At 61.4% G+C, this 14,635-nt stretch carries 18 protein-coding genes; 14 read left to right on the plus strand and 4 right to left on the minus strand.

Translation table 11 applies throughout. From position 1 onward, the window contains the following. The first annotated feature begins 13 nt into the window (after nucleotides 1-13). Together dut and ACG2K1_RS05810 are read left to right on the plus strand one after the other, a co-directional pair. Nucleotides 14-466 carry a dUTP diphosphatase gene (gene dut / locus ACG2K1_RS05805; RefSeq protein ID WP_395428480.1) on the plus strand — a complete coding sequence of 151 codons (453 nt, stop codon included), beginning with the start codon at nucleotides 14-16 and terminating at the stop codon, nucleotides 464-466. Nucleotides 467-529: 63 nt separating this feature from the next. Further along, nucleotides 530-1,606, plus strand: coding sequence for an AI-2E family transporter (locus tag ACG2K1_RS05810; RefSeq protein ID WP_009425079.1), 1,077 nt, complete (start codon nucleotides 530-532; stop codon nucleotides 1,604-1,606). Nucleotides 1,607-1,684: 78 nt separating this feature from the next. On the opposite strand, the gene mltB is transcribed toward ACG2K1_RS05810, so the two are convergent. The 4 genes from mltB to ilvE all read right to left on the minus strand — a co-directional run bounded on the left by mltB (nucleotide 1,685) and on the right by ilvE (nucleotide 4,705). Further along, on the minus strand, nucleotides 1,685-2,764 hold the full coding sequence (gene mltB / locus ACG2K1_RS05815) for a lytic murein transglycosylase B (protein ID WP_395428481.1): 1,080 nt from the start codon (nucleotides 2,762-2,764) through the stop codon (nucleotides 1,685-1,687). Beyond that, nucleotides 2,761-3,183: a protein YgfX gene (locus tag ACG2K1_RS05820; protein WP_395428482.1), complete on the minus strand. Its 423-nt coding sequence runs from the start codon at nucleotides 3,181-3,183 to the stop codon at nucleotides 2,761-2,763. The genes mltB and ACG2K1_RS05820 overlap by 4 nt, the downstream gene beginning before the upstream one ends. 4 nt (nucleotides 3,184-3,187) lie before the next feature. Then, complete coding sequence (locus ACG2K1_RS05825; protein ID WP_395428483.1) at nucleotides 3,188-3,547, minus strand: hypothetical protein; 360 nt, start codon at nucleotides 3,545-3,547, stop codon at nucleotides 3,188-3,190. Nucleotides 3,548-3,706: 159 nt separating this feature from the next. After that, nucleotides 3,707-4,705: a branched-chain-amino-acid transaminase gene (gene ilvE, locus ACG2K1_RS05830; protein WP_395428484.1), complete on the minus strand. Its 999-nt coding sequence runs from the start codon at nucleotides 4,703-4,705 to the stop codon at nucleotides 3,707-3,709. Between the two features lie 231 nt (nucleotides 4,706-4,936). On the opposite strand from ilvE, the gene ACG2K1_RS05835 reads away from it, so the two are divergent. The 12 genes from ACG2K1_RS05835 to rapZ all read left to right on the plus strand — a co-directional run bounded on the left by ACG2K1_RS05835 (nucleotide 4,937) and on the right by rapZ (nucleotide 14,546). After that, nucleotides 4,937-5,278 (plus strand): lipopolysaccharide assembly LapA domain-containing protein, encoded by a 342-nt coding sequence (locus tag ACG2K1_RS05835; RefSeq protein ID WP_009425074.1) that lies wholly within the window; start codon nucleotides 4,937-4,939, stop codon nucleotides 5,276-5,278. Nucleotides 5,279-5,285: 7 nt separating this feature from the next. Beyond that, nucleotides 5,286-6,458: a lipopolysaccharide assembly protein LapB gene (lapB, locus tag ACG2K1_RS05840; protein WP_009425073.1), complete on the plus strand. Its 1,173-nt coding sequence runs from the start codon at nucleotides 5,286-5,288 to the stop codon at nucleotides 6,456-6,458. Between the two features lie 110 nt (nucleotides 6,459-6,568). Continuing rightward, nucleotides 6,569-7,054: a DMP19 family protein gene (locus ACG2K1_RS05845; RefSeq protein ID WP_009425072.1), complete on the plus strand. Its 486-nt coding sequence runs from the start codon at nucleotides 6,569-6,571 to the stop codon at nucleotides 7,052-7,054. A gap of 67 nt (nucleotides 7,055-7,121) precedes the next feature. Beyond that, a complete protein-coding gene (locus ACG2K1_RS05850) occupies nucleotides 7,122-7,745 on the plus strand; it encodes an SgcJ/EcaC family oxidoreductase (RefSeq protein WP_395428485.1) in 624 nt (207 codons plus the stop codon). Nucleotides 7,746-7,950: 205 nt separating this feature from the next. Continuing rightward, nucleotides 7,951-8,688 carry an orotidine-5'-phosphate decarboxylase gene (gene pyrF / locus ACG2K1_RS05855; protein WP_009425070.1) on the plus strand — a complete coding sequence of 246 codons (738 nt, stop codon included), beginning with the start codon at nucleotides 7,951-7,953 and terminating at the stop codon, nucleotides 8,686-8,688. 95 nt (nucleotides 8,689-8,783) lie between these two features. Further along, on the plus strand, nucleotides 8,784-9,767 hold the full coding sequence (locus tag ACG2K1_RS05860) for a hypothetical protein (protein WP_036495450.1): 984 nt from the start codon (nucleotides 8,784-8,786) through the stop codon (nucleotides 9,765-9,767). Further along, entirely contained in the window at nucleotides 9,764-10,513 is a 750-nt protein-coding gene (locus ACG2K1_RS05865) for a hypothetical protein (protein WP_395428486.1), read from the plus strand. Before ACG2K1_RS05860 ends, ACG2K1_RS05865 begins: the two co-directional genes overlap by 4 nt. Before the next feature lie 139 nt (nucleotides 10,514-10,652). Further along, nucleotides 10,653-11,594, plus strand: coding sequence for a D-glycero-beta-D-manno-heptose-7-phosphate kinase (gene rfaE1 / locus ACG2K1_RS05870; RefSeq protein ID WP_094031086.1), 942 nt, complete (start codon nucleotides 10,653-10,655; stop codon nucleotides 11,592-11,594). Nucleotides 11,595-11,737: 143 nt separating this feature from the next. Further along, a complete protein-coding gene (locus tag ACG2K1_RS05875; protein ID WP_232304365.1) occupies nucleotides 11,738-12,127 on the plus strand; it encodes a hypothetical protein in 390 nt (129 codons plus the stop codon). Between the two features lie 181 nt (nucleotides 12,128-12,308). Continuing rightward, nucleotides 12,309-12,758 (plus strand): PTS IIA-like nitrogen regulatory protein PtsN, encoded by a 450-nt coding sequence (ptsN, locus tag ACG2K1_RS05880; RefSeq protein WP_009425064.1) that lies wholly within the window; start codon nucleotides 12,309-12,311, stop codon nucleotides 12,756-12,758. After that, a complete protein-coding gene (gene hprK / locus ACG2K1_RS05885; protein ID WP_036495449.1) occupies nucleotides 12,758-13,720 on the plus strand; it encodes an HPr(Ser) kinase/phosphatase in 963 nt (320 codons plus the stop codon). Before ptsN ends, hprK begins: the two co-directional genes overlap by 1 nt. Next, the gene (rapZ, locus tag ACG2K1_RS05890) at nucleotides 13,701-14,546 is read left to right on the plus strand and encodes an RNase adapter RapZ (protein WP_009425062.1); all 846 of its coding nucleotides are present in this window, start codon (nucleotides 13,701-13,703) and stop codon (nucleotides 14,544-14,546) included. The genes hprK and rapZ overlap by 20 nt, the downstream gene beginning before the upstream one ends. Nucleotides 14,547-14,635 lie beyond the last annotated feature (89 nt).

The raw sequence follows: 14,635 nt of genomic DNA on the forward strand, positions 1-14,635 counted from the left end.
AGGAAACATTGCCATGCAGACCGAAGTCGAACTGAAAATCCTCAACCCGAAAATGGCGGACGCCCTGCCGGCCTATGCCACGCCCGGTTCGGCCGGTTTGGACTTGCGCGCCAGCATTGATGCGGCAATTACCGTCGCCCCCGGCGAAACCGTGCTGATCCCCACCGGCATCGCCGTCCACCTTGCCAACCCCGCCTACGCCGCCGTGATCCTGCCGCGCTCGGGTTTGGGACACAAACACGGCATCGTGCTGGGCAATCTGGTCGGCCTGATCGATTCGGACTACCAGGGCGAATTGAAAGTGTCGCTGTGGAACCGCAGCGGCGTAGCGTTTGTTATCGAACCGATGGAGCGCATTGCCCAGATGGTGATCGTGCCGGTGGTGCAGGCGGCGTTTAAAGTGGTGGACGAATTTGCCGCCAGCGAGCGCGGCGAAGGCGGCTTCGGCAGCACGGGTAAAGCCTGATTTTCAGACGGCCTCTGTGTTTTCAGACGGCCTATTTTCCCAAAATACCGCCACGGTCACGCCATGCAGACTCCGCTTTTCCCCACACCCTCCGCCGCCAAGCTGCGCAACGCCTCTTACATCCTGATGGGGCTGGCGCTTTGGGCGGTGCTTTATTTCCATTTCCTGCCGCTCTTGCTGGCGGTGCTGCTCACCTACGTCTTTATTGCCAAAACCAACGGCCTGCTGCTGTGGCTGCGCCGCCGCCTGCTCTCGCGCGGTCATTTCCTGCACAAAGTTCTCACCGCACACAACATCAACCTGATTTCCGCCACCCTCGCCATCGGCATGGTCTGCCTGATGATTTTCCTGCTGTCGCTGGGCGTGTACCACCTGATACACGGCGGCCATATCACAGTAATGCTGGGCAAGCTGGCGGCGATTTTGGAAGATACGAAAAACAGCAAAGAGCTGCCCGCCGCCCTCTTGAACATGCTGCCGAACAACATTGCCGAAATCAAAGCGCAGGGCATCCGCCTGATTAACGAATACAGTGCCGCGCTCACGCGCATCAGCAAAAACAGCATCACATCCTTTGTGTACATCCTGATCGGCATCATCATCGGCGCGATGCTCAGTTTCCACCGCCTCAACATGCGCCGCAGCCGCCGCAAAATGCCGATCTTCAAGGCCGAACTCGTGCAGCGGATACGCAATTTCGAAACCAGCTTCGAGCGCGTGTTTATCGCCCAGGCGAAAATCTCGCTGGTGGACACGCTGCTGACCGCGGTTTACCTCTATCTGATCCTGCCGCTTTTCGGTGTGGATCTGCCTTTCCGTTTCACCGTGCTGGTGATCGCCTTTGTCGTCGGCCTCATCCCTGTGGCGGGCAACCTGATTTCCAACACCGTTATCATCATCCTGAGCCTGGGCACCTCGCTTTACGTCGCCGCCGCCTCGCTGGTGTTTCTCGTCGTGATCCACAAGCTCGAATATTTTTTGAACGCCAAAATCATCGGCTCGGAAATCGAATCGAGCGCGTGGGAACTTTTGGTGGCGATGGTCGTGTTCGAGCGCATCTTCGGCGTCGGCGGCATCGTCGTCGCGCCGGTTTACTACGCCTATCTGAAAAACGAGTTGAAGCGGCAGGCTTTAATTTAATCCGCCGACAGCAAACATAAAGAGGCCGTCTGAAAAACAGTTTTCAGACGGCCTCTTTATGTTTGCGGAGCAGGGTGTTTACAGATTGCCTGCGCCGATGCCGTTAGCGATGTCGCGCACGGCGGTGACATACATGCGGCTGTGGTTGTACTGCCAGACGGTGTAGAAATTGTTCAGGCCGATGTAATACTGGTACAGGCCGGGCGACACTTCCAGGCGGTAGAGCACGGCGCGTTCGTGATCGGGCAGCGGCTCTTGGATGTCCACGCCCATTTTGCGCAGTTGGCCGACGGTGTATTTCAGCTCGGTTTTCTCTTCGATTACGGCCAAAAGCTGCGGTGTCGGCTCGAGCAGCACGGGCATGATCATTTTGCCGCCCGTTTTCCAGCCGTGCGCTTTCAGGTAATTGGCCACCGAGGCGGCAACGTCGGGCACGCTGCCCCAGATGTCGCGGCGGCCGTCTCGGTCGTAGTCCACCGCCCATTTGCGGTAGCTCGAAGGCATGAACTGCGGCATGCCCATCGCGCCGGCGTAGCTGCCGGCAAACCAAAACGGGTCTTGGTTTTCCTCTTTGCTCATCAACAGCATTTCGTGCAGCTCTTTTTGGAAGAAGTCGGCGCGGCGCGGGTAGTCGAAAGCGAGGGTGGAGAGCGAGTCGGCCAGACGGAAGCTGCCCATATTGCGGCCGTAGTTGGTTTCGATGCCGACGATGGCGACGATGATTTCGGCAGGTACGCCGTATTCGCGCGCCACTTGGTCGATGACCTGGCGGTGTTTCATATAGAAGTTGCGGCCGTCTGAAATCTTGGCCGCGCCCGCGTTGCCTTTTTGGAACTCGTACCACGGGCGCGAGGTACCCGGGCGGCTCATGATGTTGATAATGTTGCTTTTATAAACGGCATTGTTGAAAAAGGCCTGCAAATCGGCGCGGCTGTAACGGCCGTTTTCCGCTTCGCGGGCGATGAAGCGCTGCACGTTGTCGTTGCCGTTGAAGCCCACCTGCGACACGGGCGCGGCGTTTGGGTCGAAAGGCAGGGCGGTGCTTGGCGGCAGGGGGGCGACGGTTTGCGGCGCGGCGCGGCTGTCGGCGGGCTGTTCGGTCGTGCACGCGGCAAGCAGCAGCGCGGCGGCAAGAAGGGGGTAGCGTTTTTTTATCATCGGGTTTCCTGTTTTGGCTGCCCGTAGCGCGCCCACACGCTCAGGCGGCGGTAGGCTTCGCTCTCGGCGGCATCGGCGGGCAGGCATTGGCGGAAGGTTTTTCCGCCCGCGCGCCATTTTAAAAAGCAGACATAGGGGTGGATGAGGCTGTCGTCGAGCAACTCGGCTTCCTGCACTTCGCCGCGCAGCAGCAGCGAGGCGCGGCCGCGGGTGTCGATGCGGATTTCCCGCACAGCCTGCCGGTTTGGCGACGCGCTGCGCAGGCCGTGCGCGAGGGACAGCGCCAAGGCGGCCAGTCCGGCTATGCGCAAAACGCCGTCGAAACAGGCGGCGCAGAGGGCGAACGAGGCGGCGTGCGCCAAGAGGACGGCGGCAGGCCAAAGGCGCGACGGGCGGATGCGGACGGTAAAAGCCTGCACGGCGCTACATCATGTTGTCCACCACCGGCTCGACTTTGATGCTTTCGTCGTCAAGGTCGAACACGGAATCGTGGATTTCGACATCGAAAAATTCCCAAAAAGCCTGCAAGCCCATGTCTTGCGGCCAGTCTTTTTTCTCCACTTCCCAAGCAGAAATCTCGGCTTCGAAGATTTGGCGGTAGCGCTCGTCGAAATAGGCCACCACCGCTTCAGGCGTGTCGAACTCGGGCACGAGGAACACCGAGCAGTTGCTGCGCATCTGTTCCAAAGTGAGTTCGGGCAGGTTGTCGTCGGTGGATTTGAGCCAGTCGAGAAAGCGCTGGGTCGGTTTGAGCACCACGGCGGTGCGGTCTACGAAATACATGGTTTTCCTTTCGGCGAAGGCTGCGGATTGTAATGGATAACAGGCCGTCTGAAAACGCAGGCGGCGGCGTGCCGCAGGGGTTTCAGACGGTCTTATGCGGACGAAAGGCCGTCTGAAAAACCGGCCATGCGGCTTTCAGACGGCCTCTTGGCTGCGGACTCAGCACACCCGCAGCAGCCAGCCGTGTTTGTCTTCGGCCAAGCCGTATTGGATATCGGTCACCGCCTTGCGCAGCGCGTAGCCGCGTTCCGTTTTCTGCACGGGCACTTCTTCGCCGCCGATAACGAAGGAGGTGACGGGCGAAACAACGGCGGCCGTGCCGGTAAGTACGGCTTCGGCGCCGTTTTCCACCGCCGCGCGCAATTCGTCCACCGTGAAATTGCGCTCGCTGACGGTGTATCCCGCATCGCGGGCGACGGTGAGCACGGTGTCGCGGGTAACGCCGTGCAGAAATTCGTCGGTCAGCGGCTTGGTGATTAATTCTTTGTCTTTAATCAGAATAAAGTTGGACGCGCCGGTTTCCTGAACGTCGCCGCCCGGGCAGAACAGCACCTGGCTGGCGCCGTGTTCGGCTTTGGCTTTGAGCACCCAGGGCATGGCCGAGGCATAGTTGCCGCCGCATTTGACGCGCCCCATATGCGGCGCGCAGCGGATGTGTTCGGTTTCCACCAGGATTTTTACGGGCGAACCGGCTTTGAAATAGTCGCCGACGGGCGAGGCGAGAATGTAGAGCAGCGCGGTTTCGGAAGGCGCACCCGCTTTGCCGATAACGGGATCGGTGCCGATCAGGGTGGGGCGCAGGTAGAGCGCGGCGGGGGCATCGGGGATTTCGTCGGCGGCACGTTTCACCAGTTCGACCAGTGCGGCAAGAAAGGCGTCGGCATCGGGCTGCGGCAGATTGAGGATTTCCGCACTCTGGCGCATACGGGCGATATTGGCCTGCGGGCGGAAGAGGACGATGGCGCCGTCTGCCTGACGGAAGGCTTTCAGCCCTTCAAAACACTCGCTGCCATAATGCAGCGCGTGCGCTCCGGGCGCGAGGGACAGGTCTTGCGAACTTTGCCAAACCGTCGGCTGCCAGGCTTGGTTTTGATAGGCGATAACGGGCATTTGGGCGTGGAAAACGCTGCCGAATACGGCGGGAACGGGTCTGCTCATGATGTGGATACTCTCAACCGGTTTTTAAAAAACGTAAAGATACGCTCCCGCACGCAGGTTTGGCAAGACGCTGCGCCGCGCGGCGGATGCGGCGCAAAGCGCCGTGCAATATGCAAACGCGGGCTAAATCGTTTACACTAGCGCCTGTTTTGCGGCCTGCTTTTATAGTGAGGCCGTCTGAAAAACGGTTTTACAAACCGCCCGTGCGCGGCGCGGTTTACGGAGCGATAAATGAAAGCAGTTTCCCTGATTGTCAAAGTTTTGATTTTGCTGGTGTTCGCCGTTTTGGCGGTGATTAACGTCCAAAGCGTGCAGTTTCATTACCTGCCCGGCCAGGCTGTTGAATGGCCGCTGATTGTGGTGCTGTTCGGCGCCTTTTTAATCGGCGCGCTGTTCGGCCTCTTTGCCCTTTTCGGCCGCCTTTTGGTGCTGCGTTCGGAAAACGGCCGCCTGCGCGCCGAGGTGAAAAAGGCCGCCCGCCTGAACAACACCGACATCGCCGCCCCCGCCGCCGCGCCCGTTCCGGCTGCCGTGCCCGCGCCCGCCGGCGGGGCGGCAGACAAAAAAGACTGAGGCGCAGATGGAAAACGAACTCTCCGCCTGGTGGCTGCTGTTCGCCCTCGTTCCCTTCCTCTGTTTCGCCCTCGGTTGGCTGGCCGCCCGCATCGACATGAAAACCGTGCTGAAACAGGCCAAAAGCATTCCCGCCGGTTTTTATTCCGCCCTTGATGCGCTGGTGGACAGAAACAGCGGCAAGGCTGCACGCGAGTTGGCCGAAGTGGCCGATATGCAGCCGCAGTCTTACGAGCTGAGCCTCACCCTCGGCAAGCTCTACCGCTCGCGCGGCGAAAACGACAAAGCCATCCGCCTGCTGCAAAGCCTGTCCGAAGCGCCCGACACCGTCGGCGACAAAAAAGAGCGCGCCCTCTTCGAGCTGGGGCAGACCTACCAGAGCGCCGGGCTGGTCGACCGCGCCGAACAGATTTTCCTCGCCCTCGAAGACGGCAACATGGCCAAAGGCGCGCGCGAGCACCTGCTGCACATCTACCAGCAGGACAGGGACTGGGAGCAGGCCGTCGATACCGCCCGCAAACTCAGCCGCGACGAGCAGACCTACCAGTTTGAAATCGCCCAGTTCCATTGCGAAATGGCGCAGGCCGCCCTGTTCCGTTCCGATTACGACGCCGCCCGCCGCCACATTCAGACGGCCTTGTCCGCCAACGGCAAATGCAGCCGCGCCAACATCATACTCGGCGATCTCGAACAGAAACTCGGCAACCACGCCGCCGCCGCCGAAGCCTACGGCGCCATCGAAAAGCAAAACCACGCCTATCTGGGCATGGCCGGCGAGCGCATCTACGACGCCTACGACGCGCAAAACCGCGCCGAAGAAGGCTTGGCCGTCTTAATCGGCTACATGAAAACCTTCCCCCATCTCGACCTGCTCAACGTCGTTTACGACAAATCCCTGCTGCTTTACGGCGAGCAGAAAGCCAACGAAATTCTGGCCGAACTCGTGCGCGCCAAGCCCGACCTCAACGGCGTCTACCGCCTGCTCGGCCTGCAAATTTCCGGCCTCAACCCCGCTTGGAAAGCCGATGCTGACATGATGCGCGGCGTCGTCGGCCGCCAGTTGCAGAAAAACTGGATGTACCGCTGCCGCAACTGCCACTTCAAATCGCAAGTCTTCTTCTGGCACTGCCCCGCCTGCAACAAATGGGAAACCTTCACCCCCAACCGCATCGAAGTCTGAACCCGTTTTCGGAAACGCCATGCCCGCCCGTGTGGGTAATGGCGTGTCCGCAAGCAGAATGTCAACGAAGCAGACAAAACATATCCGATTCGCCTGAGGCCGTCTGAAACATGAACATCCCGCCGATTCCCGTCGACACCGAAGCTGCCGCCTTCCTCTACACCCTCGCCGACCATTGTTTCGCCTGGCTCGAACAGCACGGCGAAGACGCCATCGGCCGCCTCACCGACGAACAAAACACCCTGCTGGCCTACGTCTACCTCGACAGCCAGATGGAAGAAGGCGGCTTCATCCGCCTGATAGCGGGCGGCTACGGCGGCTACATCTTCGACAACCCGCTCACCGACAGCCTGCGCCGCTGGAAAATCAAAGCCACAGCGCGCGTTCTCGACGCCGCCGCCGCGCTCTACGCCGAACACGGCGCCGCCATCGAAGAAGCGGCGGAACACGGAGCCGACGACGATACCCTGCGCAAACGCTTCCCCCACTTTGAAGAAGTCGACGGTGACTATTACGACGCCGCCGAAACCGACCTCGAAACCGCCGCCGCCTACGTCCGCAGCCATTGGGACAAGTTTTCCGTCCTGCCCGACTGAGCTTTCAGAAACGTCATTTCCGCGAAACGAAAACCCAAAGTCCAAGCGCAACCGCCAGAGAAAACCCATGACCCGCACTGCCGTCCTCCTCCTCGCCCTGCTGGCCGCCGCTCCCGCGTTTGCCGCCACGCAAACCGACACCGCCGTGCAAACCGCACAGAGCGCCGATACCGAAGCGCTGCACAACGAACTGCGCACCCTGCGCGACACCATGCAGCAAGCCCTCAACCGACGCGACCTCAACACCCTGCTTGCCCACGTCGCCGACGACGTCGTCTTTACCACCATGAACGGCGACCGCGTCCACGGCAAAGACGGCATCCGCGCTTACTACGACAAAATGCTCGGCGGCGCGAATCCCGTCGTACAAAGCATAGAAGCCGAATTCAGCGTCGAGGAACTCTCCCACCTCTACCACGGCAACACCGCCGTCGCCTTCGGCAGCAGCAGCGACCGCTACCGCCTGACGGGCGGCGAAACCTGGACGGTCGAACCCAAATGGAGCGCCACCCTCGTGCGGCAGGACGGCCGCTGGCTCATCGCCGACTTCCACTACTCCGTCAACATGTTCGACAACCCCGTCCTCGCCGCCCAACGCAAACTGCTCCTCGGAGGCGGCGCGGCCGCCGCACTGGCCGCCGCTGCGGCAGGCTTCCTGCTCGGACGGCGCGGCCGCAAAAAGGCCGTCTGAAACGCAGCCCGACCCTCTTTCAGACGGCCTCCACCGTAGGGCGTATGGCGCAGCCACGCACGCGGCCTATGCCGGAAAACAAACAACAGGCCGTCTGAAAATGCAGCCCCAACCCTCTTTCAGACGGCCTCCATGTAGGGTACACCGGCAAGCGAATAACAGGCCGTCTGAACCTCCAAAAAACCCGCCAAACAAGGAATTCCCCGTGAACCCCCTGATTACCGACCCCGCCCCCGCACCAAGCCGCACGCCCGTTATCGTTGCCCTCGATTTTGCCACCGAAGCCGAAACCGTCGCCTTCGTCCGCCGCCTCGATCCGACGCTGTGCCAACTGAAAATCGGCAAAGAACTCTTCACCGCCACCGGCCGCAGGCTGGCGGAAAACCTGGTCAACCAAGGCTACAAGCTCTTTCTCGACCTCAAATACCACGACATCCCGAATACCGTCGCCCAAGCCTGCAAAGCCGCCGCCGACATGGGCGTGTGGATGGTCGACATGCACGCCTCGGGCGGGCGGCGGATGATGGAAGCCGCCGCCGAAGCCCTCGCCAACCGCAGTACCAAACCCCTGCTGATCGGCGTCACCGTCCTCACCAGCATGGAAGAGGCCGACCTGGCCGAAACCGGCATCACCGTCCCCGTCGAACAGCATGTGTTGCGGCTGGCCGCGCTGGCCGAAGATTCCGGCCTCGACGGCGTCGTCTGCTCCGCCCGCGAAGCCGCCGCCCTGCGCTGTGCGCGCGGCGCGGATTTCGTCCTCGTCACCCCCGGCATCCGCCCCAATCCCGACGGCAACAGCGACGACCAGCGCCGCATCATGACACCCGCCCAAGCCCTTGCCGCCGGTTCGACCTATCTGGTGATGGGACGACCGATCACCCAAGCCGCCGCCCCCGCCGCCGTGCTGCGCGACATCAACAGCCGGGTGCAGGAGGCCGTCTGAAAGCGGAATTGCAACGGAGCCAGAGCATATACAGGCCGCCTTTCAGAAACGTTATCCCCGCGAAGGCGGGAACGGCCTGAATCAACGGAGATTTTGTGAACCGCCCCGCCCGCATGATTTTGCTGCTGCTAACCGCCGTTTTCGCCCTGGCCTCGTTTCAGACGACCAACGGTTTTTTCAGCGACCGCCGCATGGCGCGCAAAATGCTGCGCGACACCGTCGACGCCCTGCGCCTGCGTCTGCCCGCGCCCGACGATCCCGATTTGGTCGCAGCCATGCCGCGCGGCCTGACTGGGCTGCGCGACGGTTTTCTTTATTATCCCGAACGCAATGCCTACAAATACACCTTCACTGGCAACGCGCCGCAGCATTTGGAGCGGCGCAGCATCTGGCTGGCGCCGCGCGAGGGCCGCTGGCTGTGCTGGGCGGGCGTCAAAGACAGCGTGGCGGCGGCGGACTGCGGCGACCGCGAAATCGTCAAAGGATTGAAAGAAGAAGAGCATTTTCAGGCGCAGACGCGGGCGCATTTGTATTCCGACTGGTGCAACAGAGCCCTGCCGCCGCCCGATTGGGAAAACGCGCCCGTTTATGTGGTGTACAGCCCGCAACAGAGCGTATGGGAAAACGGCAAACCGAAATGGCCGCAGGCACGCGTGCACGCCGAACATTTCGCGGGCGCGCATCTGGTGCTGTTTGCGGCGGACAAACAGACGGACTGGCTGCTCGATCTGCCCGAGCGGCCGAAAAGCCTGACCCTGATCGGCGCGGCGGCAGACAGCCAGCTCACCGTCAACCCCGCGCCCGCAGACGGGCAGGGCGTCTATCTCTTCAGCTACGAAACAACCAAAAAAGCCTGCGAAAAGATCGGGGGCGGCCGCTACGACACGCCGGCCGAATATTACGAAAACGAAACCTGGCAGGAGCAGGCGGTGGCGCACCTGTTCCGCAACAAAGCCGTGCGCCCGCTGCTGACCGTGCTTGACGAAGCGCGTCCCGAAGCGGTGTTGGATGCGGCGGAACAAAAAGGCCGTCTGAAAAACGGCGGATCGGCTGCGGCAGACGGAAAACCGGGAGAATGACGATGCCCTTATTTTTCGGCGGGGCGATAGGGCTGATTGTCTTTACGCTCGGGCTTGTTATCCTGTTGCTGGCCGCCCGCTTTGTTTTTTCTGCGTCGGCGTGGGGCATCACATCCTTGGGCACTGTGTTCAGACGGCCTCCGTCCGCCCGCCATCCGCTGATGTGGCTTTATGCCGCCATGCTCGGCTATCTGCTGTTCGGCGTGCTGTATGCCGACTTTGCCGCCGTGCCCGCGCTGGTTGCACACAGGTGGCACGACGCTTACGCCCTGCGTACCCTGAACAACACACTGCTTTTCGCCGTGCTGGCCGCCGCCAACCTGCCGCTGCTGCCCCTGCTGCGGCGCAAGGCGGAGCAGGACAGCGTCTGGCTCGGCACGGTCTGGTGCGTGTGGCGGGTATTGTGGGGCGTGTTTTTCGCCGCGCTGCTTCTGTCGCTGCTCGCGAAAAATTCCGTTTTCGGCGGTTACTACGCCGCGTTTGCCGACGCGCTGTGGCCGTGGCGGCAAAGCGTTTTGACCCTGCTCGAAGCCGACGGCGCGCACACCGCCCGCCTGTTGGCTCAGCCGCAACTGCGCAACGGCCTAACCGCATGGGCGGACGGCCTGCTGATGTCGGCCGCCAACCTGCCGTTTTTCCTGCTTTACGCGGAAACCCTGCCGCCTTCGCACGACGCGGCAAAAACCGGCCGCCACCGCATCGACATTCTGGCACGGCGGCGCAGGCCGTCTGAAAAGCCCGAATAACCGCCAAACCAAGCTTTCAGACGGCCTCTGCCGTAGGGTGTGTGGCGCAGCCGCGCACGCGGTTTACGTTGGCAAACAAGACAACAGGCCGTCTGAAATGCAGCCCCAACGAAGTCAAAACACAACAAGGAGTGGATTTATGAACACCGCAACCCTGAAAACCCGCCTGCAACAGGCGCGCGTGCTGATAGCGGGCGACGTGATGCTCGACCGCTACTGGTTCGGCGACGCCGCCCGCATCTCGCCCGAAGCGCCTGTTCCCGTGGCGAAAATCGAGCGCACCGAATACCGCGCGGGCGGCGCGGCCAACGTCGCCCGCAACGTCGCCGCGCTGGGCGGACAGGCCGTGCTGCTGTCGGTGATCGGCGACGACGAAGCGGGCGACAGTCTGGAAAAACTGATGGAAGAATGCGGCGTGAAAAGCGCCCTGATGCGCGACAAAACCATCTCCACCACCGTCAAAACCCGCGTCGTCGCCCGCAACCAGCAGCTCTTGCGCATCGACTTCGAAGATGCGCCCGCGCACGAAGTGCTCGACAGCGTGCAGCAGGCCTTCCGCGACCGACTCTCGGGTTGTGACGTCGTTATCCTCTCCGACTACGGCAAAGGCGGCCTCACGCACGTTGCCTCCTTTATCGAATGGGCGCGGCAGGCAGGCAAACCCGTGCTCGTCGACCCCAAAGGCGGCGACTATGCCAAATACGCCGGTGCCACGCTGCTCACGCCCAACCGCGCCGAATTGCGCGAAGTGACGGGAAGCTGGCAGGGCGAAGACGACTTGGCCGAAAAAGCGCAAACCCTGCGCCGCAACCTCGGCCTCGAAGCGCTGCTGCTCACCCGCAGCGAAGAGGGCATGACCCTGTTCCGCGACGGCGGCGCATACCACCGGCCGACGCGCGCGCGCGAAGTGTTCGACGTTTCCGGTGCGGGCGACACCGTTATCGCCACGGTGGGCTTGGCGGCGGCCGCGGGCTTGGAGCTGACCGAAGCCGTGCGCCTGGCCAACGCGGCGGCGGGCGTGGTGGTCGGCAAGCTGGGCACAGCGGTGTGCACGTTTGACGAACTGGCGCAATCATTGTAAAGTAGCGTAATAACTTGGTATGTTCATGTTGCGAAAGCCTATGTTTTGTTTAAGAATTTTCAAGAATAGGCAAGGCGCGGCAGAAAATTGCCTTATAACACAACTGCTTTGAAATTTTTTAAGGGGACGACATGGCCGTGAGCATGACCCGCCTAGAACTGAACTGGGACGACAGCGAAAGCCGCAACAAACTCGACATTACCTCCGTGCAGGCGGTTGCCGCCGTGTGGCTGGCCGATACTAAAGCCAGCCGCCATGCCGCCATGGACATAGAAACCGTGGTTGACGAGCCTTTCTCTTTCGCCTTCAATGGCTTGGATGCGGCCACCGTTATCGGGCTGTTCGACGAAATCGCCCGCCAGTTTCCGACCGTCCGCTTTTACGTGCGCGGCATCGGCGAAGATTTCAGCAATATGTGGCTGCGCGAGTATTTCGGCGGCGCCACCGTGTTTGCCGCAGGCCCCTTCGATCACAAAGTGTCGGAACATTTGAGCAACAAGGGCAAAAGCTGGTTCAGCCGCTGGCTCAAGTAAAGCCGCAAAAAGGCCGTCTGAAAGCGTTTTTTGCAGGCGTTTTTCTGCCCGCAGCCGTTTTCAGACGGCCTGATTCCTTGCGCTGCGCCGTCTGTCCGGCCATGCAAACCCTCTGCCGCTGATTGAGATTGCCGCCTTGTGGCGGTACAATCCGCGGCGTTTTATTTTGTAAAGAAATATTATGAACCTGATTGGCGACATCCTTCCTTTAACGCATATCCTGCTCGATTCCGATGCGGGCAGCAAAAAACGCCTGTTCGAACAGGCCGGACAACTGCTGGAAAACGAAGCGGGCGTGCCGCGTTCGGAAGTGTTCGACTGCCTGTTTGCCCGCGAAAAACTCGGTTCGACCGGACTGGGGCAGGGCGTGGCCGTGCCGCACGGCCGTTTGGCCTCGCTGCAAAAAGCCGCCGGCGTGTTTATCCGCACCAAAGAGCCCGTTCCCTTCGATGCGCCCGACGGCAAACCGGTGTCGCTGGCCGTTGTTCTGCTCGTGCCCGAAGACGCGGCTTCCACGCATTTGGAAGTGCTCTCGAAGCTGGCCGGACGGTTTTCCGACAAAAGCGTGCGCGAGCGCCTGATGCAGGCGCAGGATGCCGCCGAAGTGCAGCGCATACTGACGGAGGAATGATGCCCAGCATTTCCGTGCGCCGTCTGTATCAGGACAACCGCGACAAGCTGCGGCTGGCTTGGGCGGCCGGCGCGGCCGGTGCGGACAACCGCATCGGCGTCGAGGCCGACAAGCCCGTGCTGGCGCTGGTCGGCCATCTCAATTTCATCCATCCCAACCAGGTGCAGGTACTCGGCGTGGCCGAGGTCGACTACCTCTCGCGCATGGAATCGGGCGATCTGGCCTACAATTTTGAGCAGCTTTTCGAGCTGCCCATGTCGCTGGTGATTGTGGCCAACGATTTGGACGTGCCGCAAATCCTGCGCGACTACTGCCACACCAACAACGTCCCCCTGCTCACGTCCAGCCTGGAAAGCCCGTATCTGATGGACGTGCTGCGCATCTACCTGCAACGCACGCTGGCCGTGTCCACCGTCAAACACGGCGTGTTTCTCGACGTTTTCGAAATCGGCGTGCTGCTTACCGGCCAGTCAGGCCTCGGCAAAAGCGAGCTGGCATTGGAGCTGATTTCGCGCGGACACAGCCTGGTGGCCGACGATGCCGTCGAGCTGCACCGCACCGGCCCCGAGCTGCTCGAAGGAAGTTGCCCGCCCATGCTGCGCGACTTTCTCGAAGTGCGCGGGCTGGGCATACTCAATATCCGCCACATCTTCGGCGAAACTTCCATCCGGCCGAAAAAAACCCTCAACCTCATCATCAACCTCGTGCCCGCCGACGACGACTACATGAAACAGATCGACCGCCTGAGCATACGCACCGAGACCGAAACCATCCTCAACGTTACCGTCCGCTCCGTCACCCTGCCCGTGGCGGCCGGACGCAACCTCGCCGTCCTTGTCGAAGCCGCCGTACGCAACTACATCCTGCAACTGCGCGGCAAAGACAGCATGCGCGAATTTCTCGAACGCCACCAAAACATCATGAAAGAGCAGGGCATGCAGCATGAAGATCATCCTGATTAGCGGCCTTTCCGGCTCCGGCAAATCCGTCGCCCTCAAACAACTCGAAGACGCAGGCTACTACTGCGTCGACAACATGCCGATGGAAATGCTGCCCCAGCTCGTGCTGCACCACATCCGCGGCGGCGGCGTCGAAAATCTTGCCGTCAGCGTCGACATCCGCTCCCGCATCAAAATGAGCGAAGTCGAAAAACAGCTCGACTATCTCGCCAAACAGGGGCATCAGGCCGAAATCCTCTTTCTCGAAGCCGACGAAGCCACCCTCGTGCGCCGCTTCTCCGAAACCCGCCGCAGCCACCCCCTCTCCTCCCTCAACCAAGCCCTCACCGAAAGCCTGCGCCAAGAGCGGCAGACCCTCGCCCCGCTGCGCGAAAAAGCCTACTGCATCGACACCTCCAAAATGAACGCCCAGCAGCTGCGCCACACCGTGCGCCGCTGGCTCGGCGCCGAACACAGAGGCATGATGCTCGTGTTCGAATCATTCGGCTTCAAATACGGCACGCCCACCAACGCCGACTTCATCTTCGACATGCGCAGCCTGCCCAACCCCTACTACGACCCCGCCCTGCGCCCCTTCAACGGCATGCAGCCCGAAATCCGCGCCTACCTCGACGCCGAACCGCTCGCAGGCGAAATGGCCGCCGACATCGCCGCCTTTCTCGAACGCTGGCTGCCGCGCATGCAGATAGAAAGCCGCAGCTACGTCACCGTCGCCCTCGGCTGCACCGGCGGACAGCACCGCTCCGTCTACATCGCCGAACGCCTGGCCGACCGTTTCCGCGGCCGCTACCCCGTCCTCGTCCGCCACCGCCAGCTCGACACACAATAAAACGCCCGTGCAGACCGCCCGAAAAGGCCGTCTGAAACCCCGTTTCCCTTCCGACAAACAGGCCGTCTGAAACCCGCAACCCTTTCAGA

This window comes from Neisseria sp. 23W00296 (assembly GCF_044772855.1).
In the GTDB taxonomy this organism is placed as follows: domain Bacteria; phylum Pseudomonadota; class Gammaproteobacteria; order Burkholderiales; family Neisseriaceae; genus Neisseria.

What these genes read in the sequence shown, in the direction of transcription:
- lapB (WP_009425073.1), top strand. Translation starts at nt 5,286, where the DNA reads ATGGAAAACGAACTCTCCGCCTGGTGGCTGCTGTTCGCCCTCGTTCCC.
- ptsN (WP_009425064.1), top strand. Translation starts at nt 12,309, where the DNA reads ATGAACCTGATTGGCGACATCCTTCCTTTAACGCATATCCTGCTCGAT.
- ACG2K1_RS05845 (WP_009425072.1), top strand. Translation starts at nt 6,569, where the DNA reads ATGAACATCCCGCCGATTCCCGTCGACACCGAAGCTGCCGCCTTCCTC.
- ACG2K1_RS05865 (WP_395428486.1), top strand. Translation starts at nt 9,764, where the DNA reads ATGACGATGCCCTTATTTTTCGGCGGGGCGATAGGGCTGATTGTCTTT.
- mltB (WP_395428481.1), bottom strand. Translation starts at nt 2,764, where the DNA reads ATGATAAAAAAACGCTACCCCCTTCTTGCCGCCGCGCTGCTGCTTGCC.
- ilvE (WP_395428484.1), bottom strand. Translation starts at nt 4,705, where the DNA reads ATGAGCAGACCCGTTCCCGCCGTATTCGGCAGCGTTTTCCACGCCCAA.
- ACG2K1_RS05850 (WP_395428485.1), top strand. Translation starts at nt 7,122, where the DNA reads ATGACCCGCACTGCCGTCCTCCTCCTCGCCCTGCTGGCCGCCGCTCCC.
- hprK (WP_036495449.1), top strand. Translation starts at nt 12,758, where the DNA reads ATGCCCAGCATTTCCGTGCGCCGTCTGTATCAGGACAACCGCGACAAG.
- rapZ (WP_009425062.1), top strand. Translation starts at nt 13,701, where the DNA reads ATGAAGATCATCCTGATTAGCGGCCTTTCCGGCTCCGGCAAATCCGTC.
- ACG2K1_RS05875 (WP_232304365.1), top strand. Translation starts at nt 11,738, where the DNA reads ATGACCCGCCTAGAACTGAACTGGGACGACAGCGAAAGCCGCAACAAA.
- rfaE1 (WP_094031086.1), top strand. Translation starts at nt 10,653, where the DNA reads ATGAACACCGCAACCCTGAAAACCCGCCTGCAACAGGCGCGCGTGCTG.
- ACG2K1_RS05835 (WP_009425074.1), top strand. Translation starts at nt 4,937, where the DNA reads ATGAAAGCAGTTTCCCTGATTGTCAAAGTTTTGATTTTGCTGGTGTTC.
- dut (WP_395428480.1), top strand. Translation starts at nt 14, where the DNA reads ATGCAGACCGAAGTCGAACTGAAAATCCTCAACCCGAAAATGGCGGAC.
- ACG2K1_RS05810 (WP_009425079.1), top strand. Translation starts at nt 530, where the DNA reads ATGCAGACTCCGCTTTTCCCCACACCCTCCGCCGCCAAGCTGCGCAAC.
- ACG2K1_RS05825 (WP_395428483.1), bottom strand. Translation starts at nt 3,547, where the DNA reads ATGTATTTCGTAGACCGCACCGCCGTGGTGCTCAAACCGACCCAGCGC.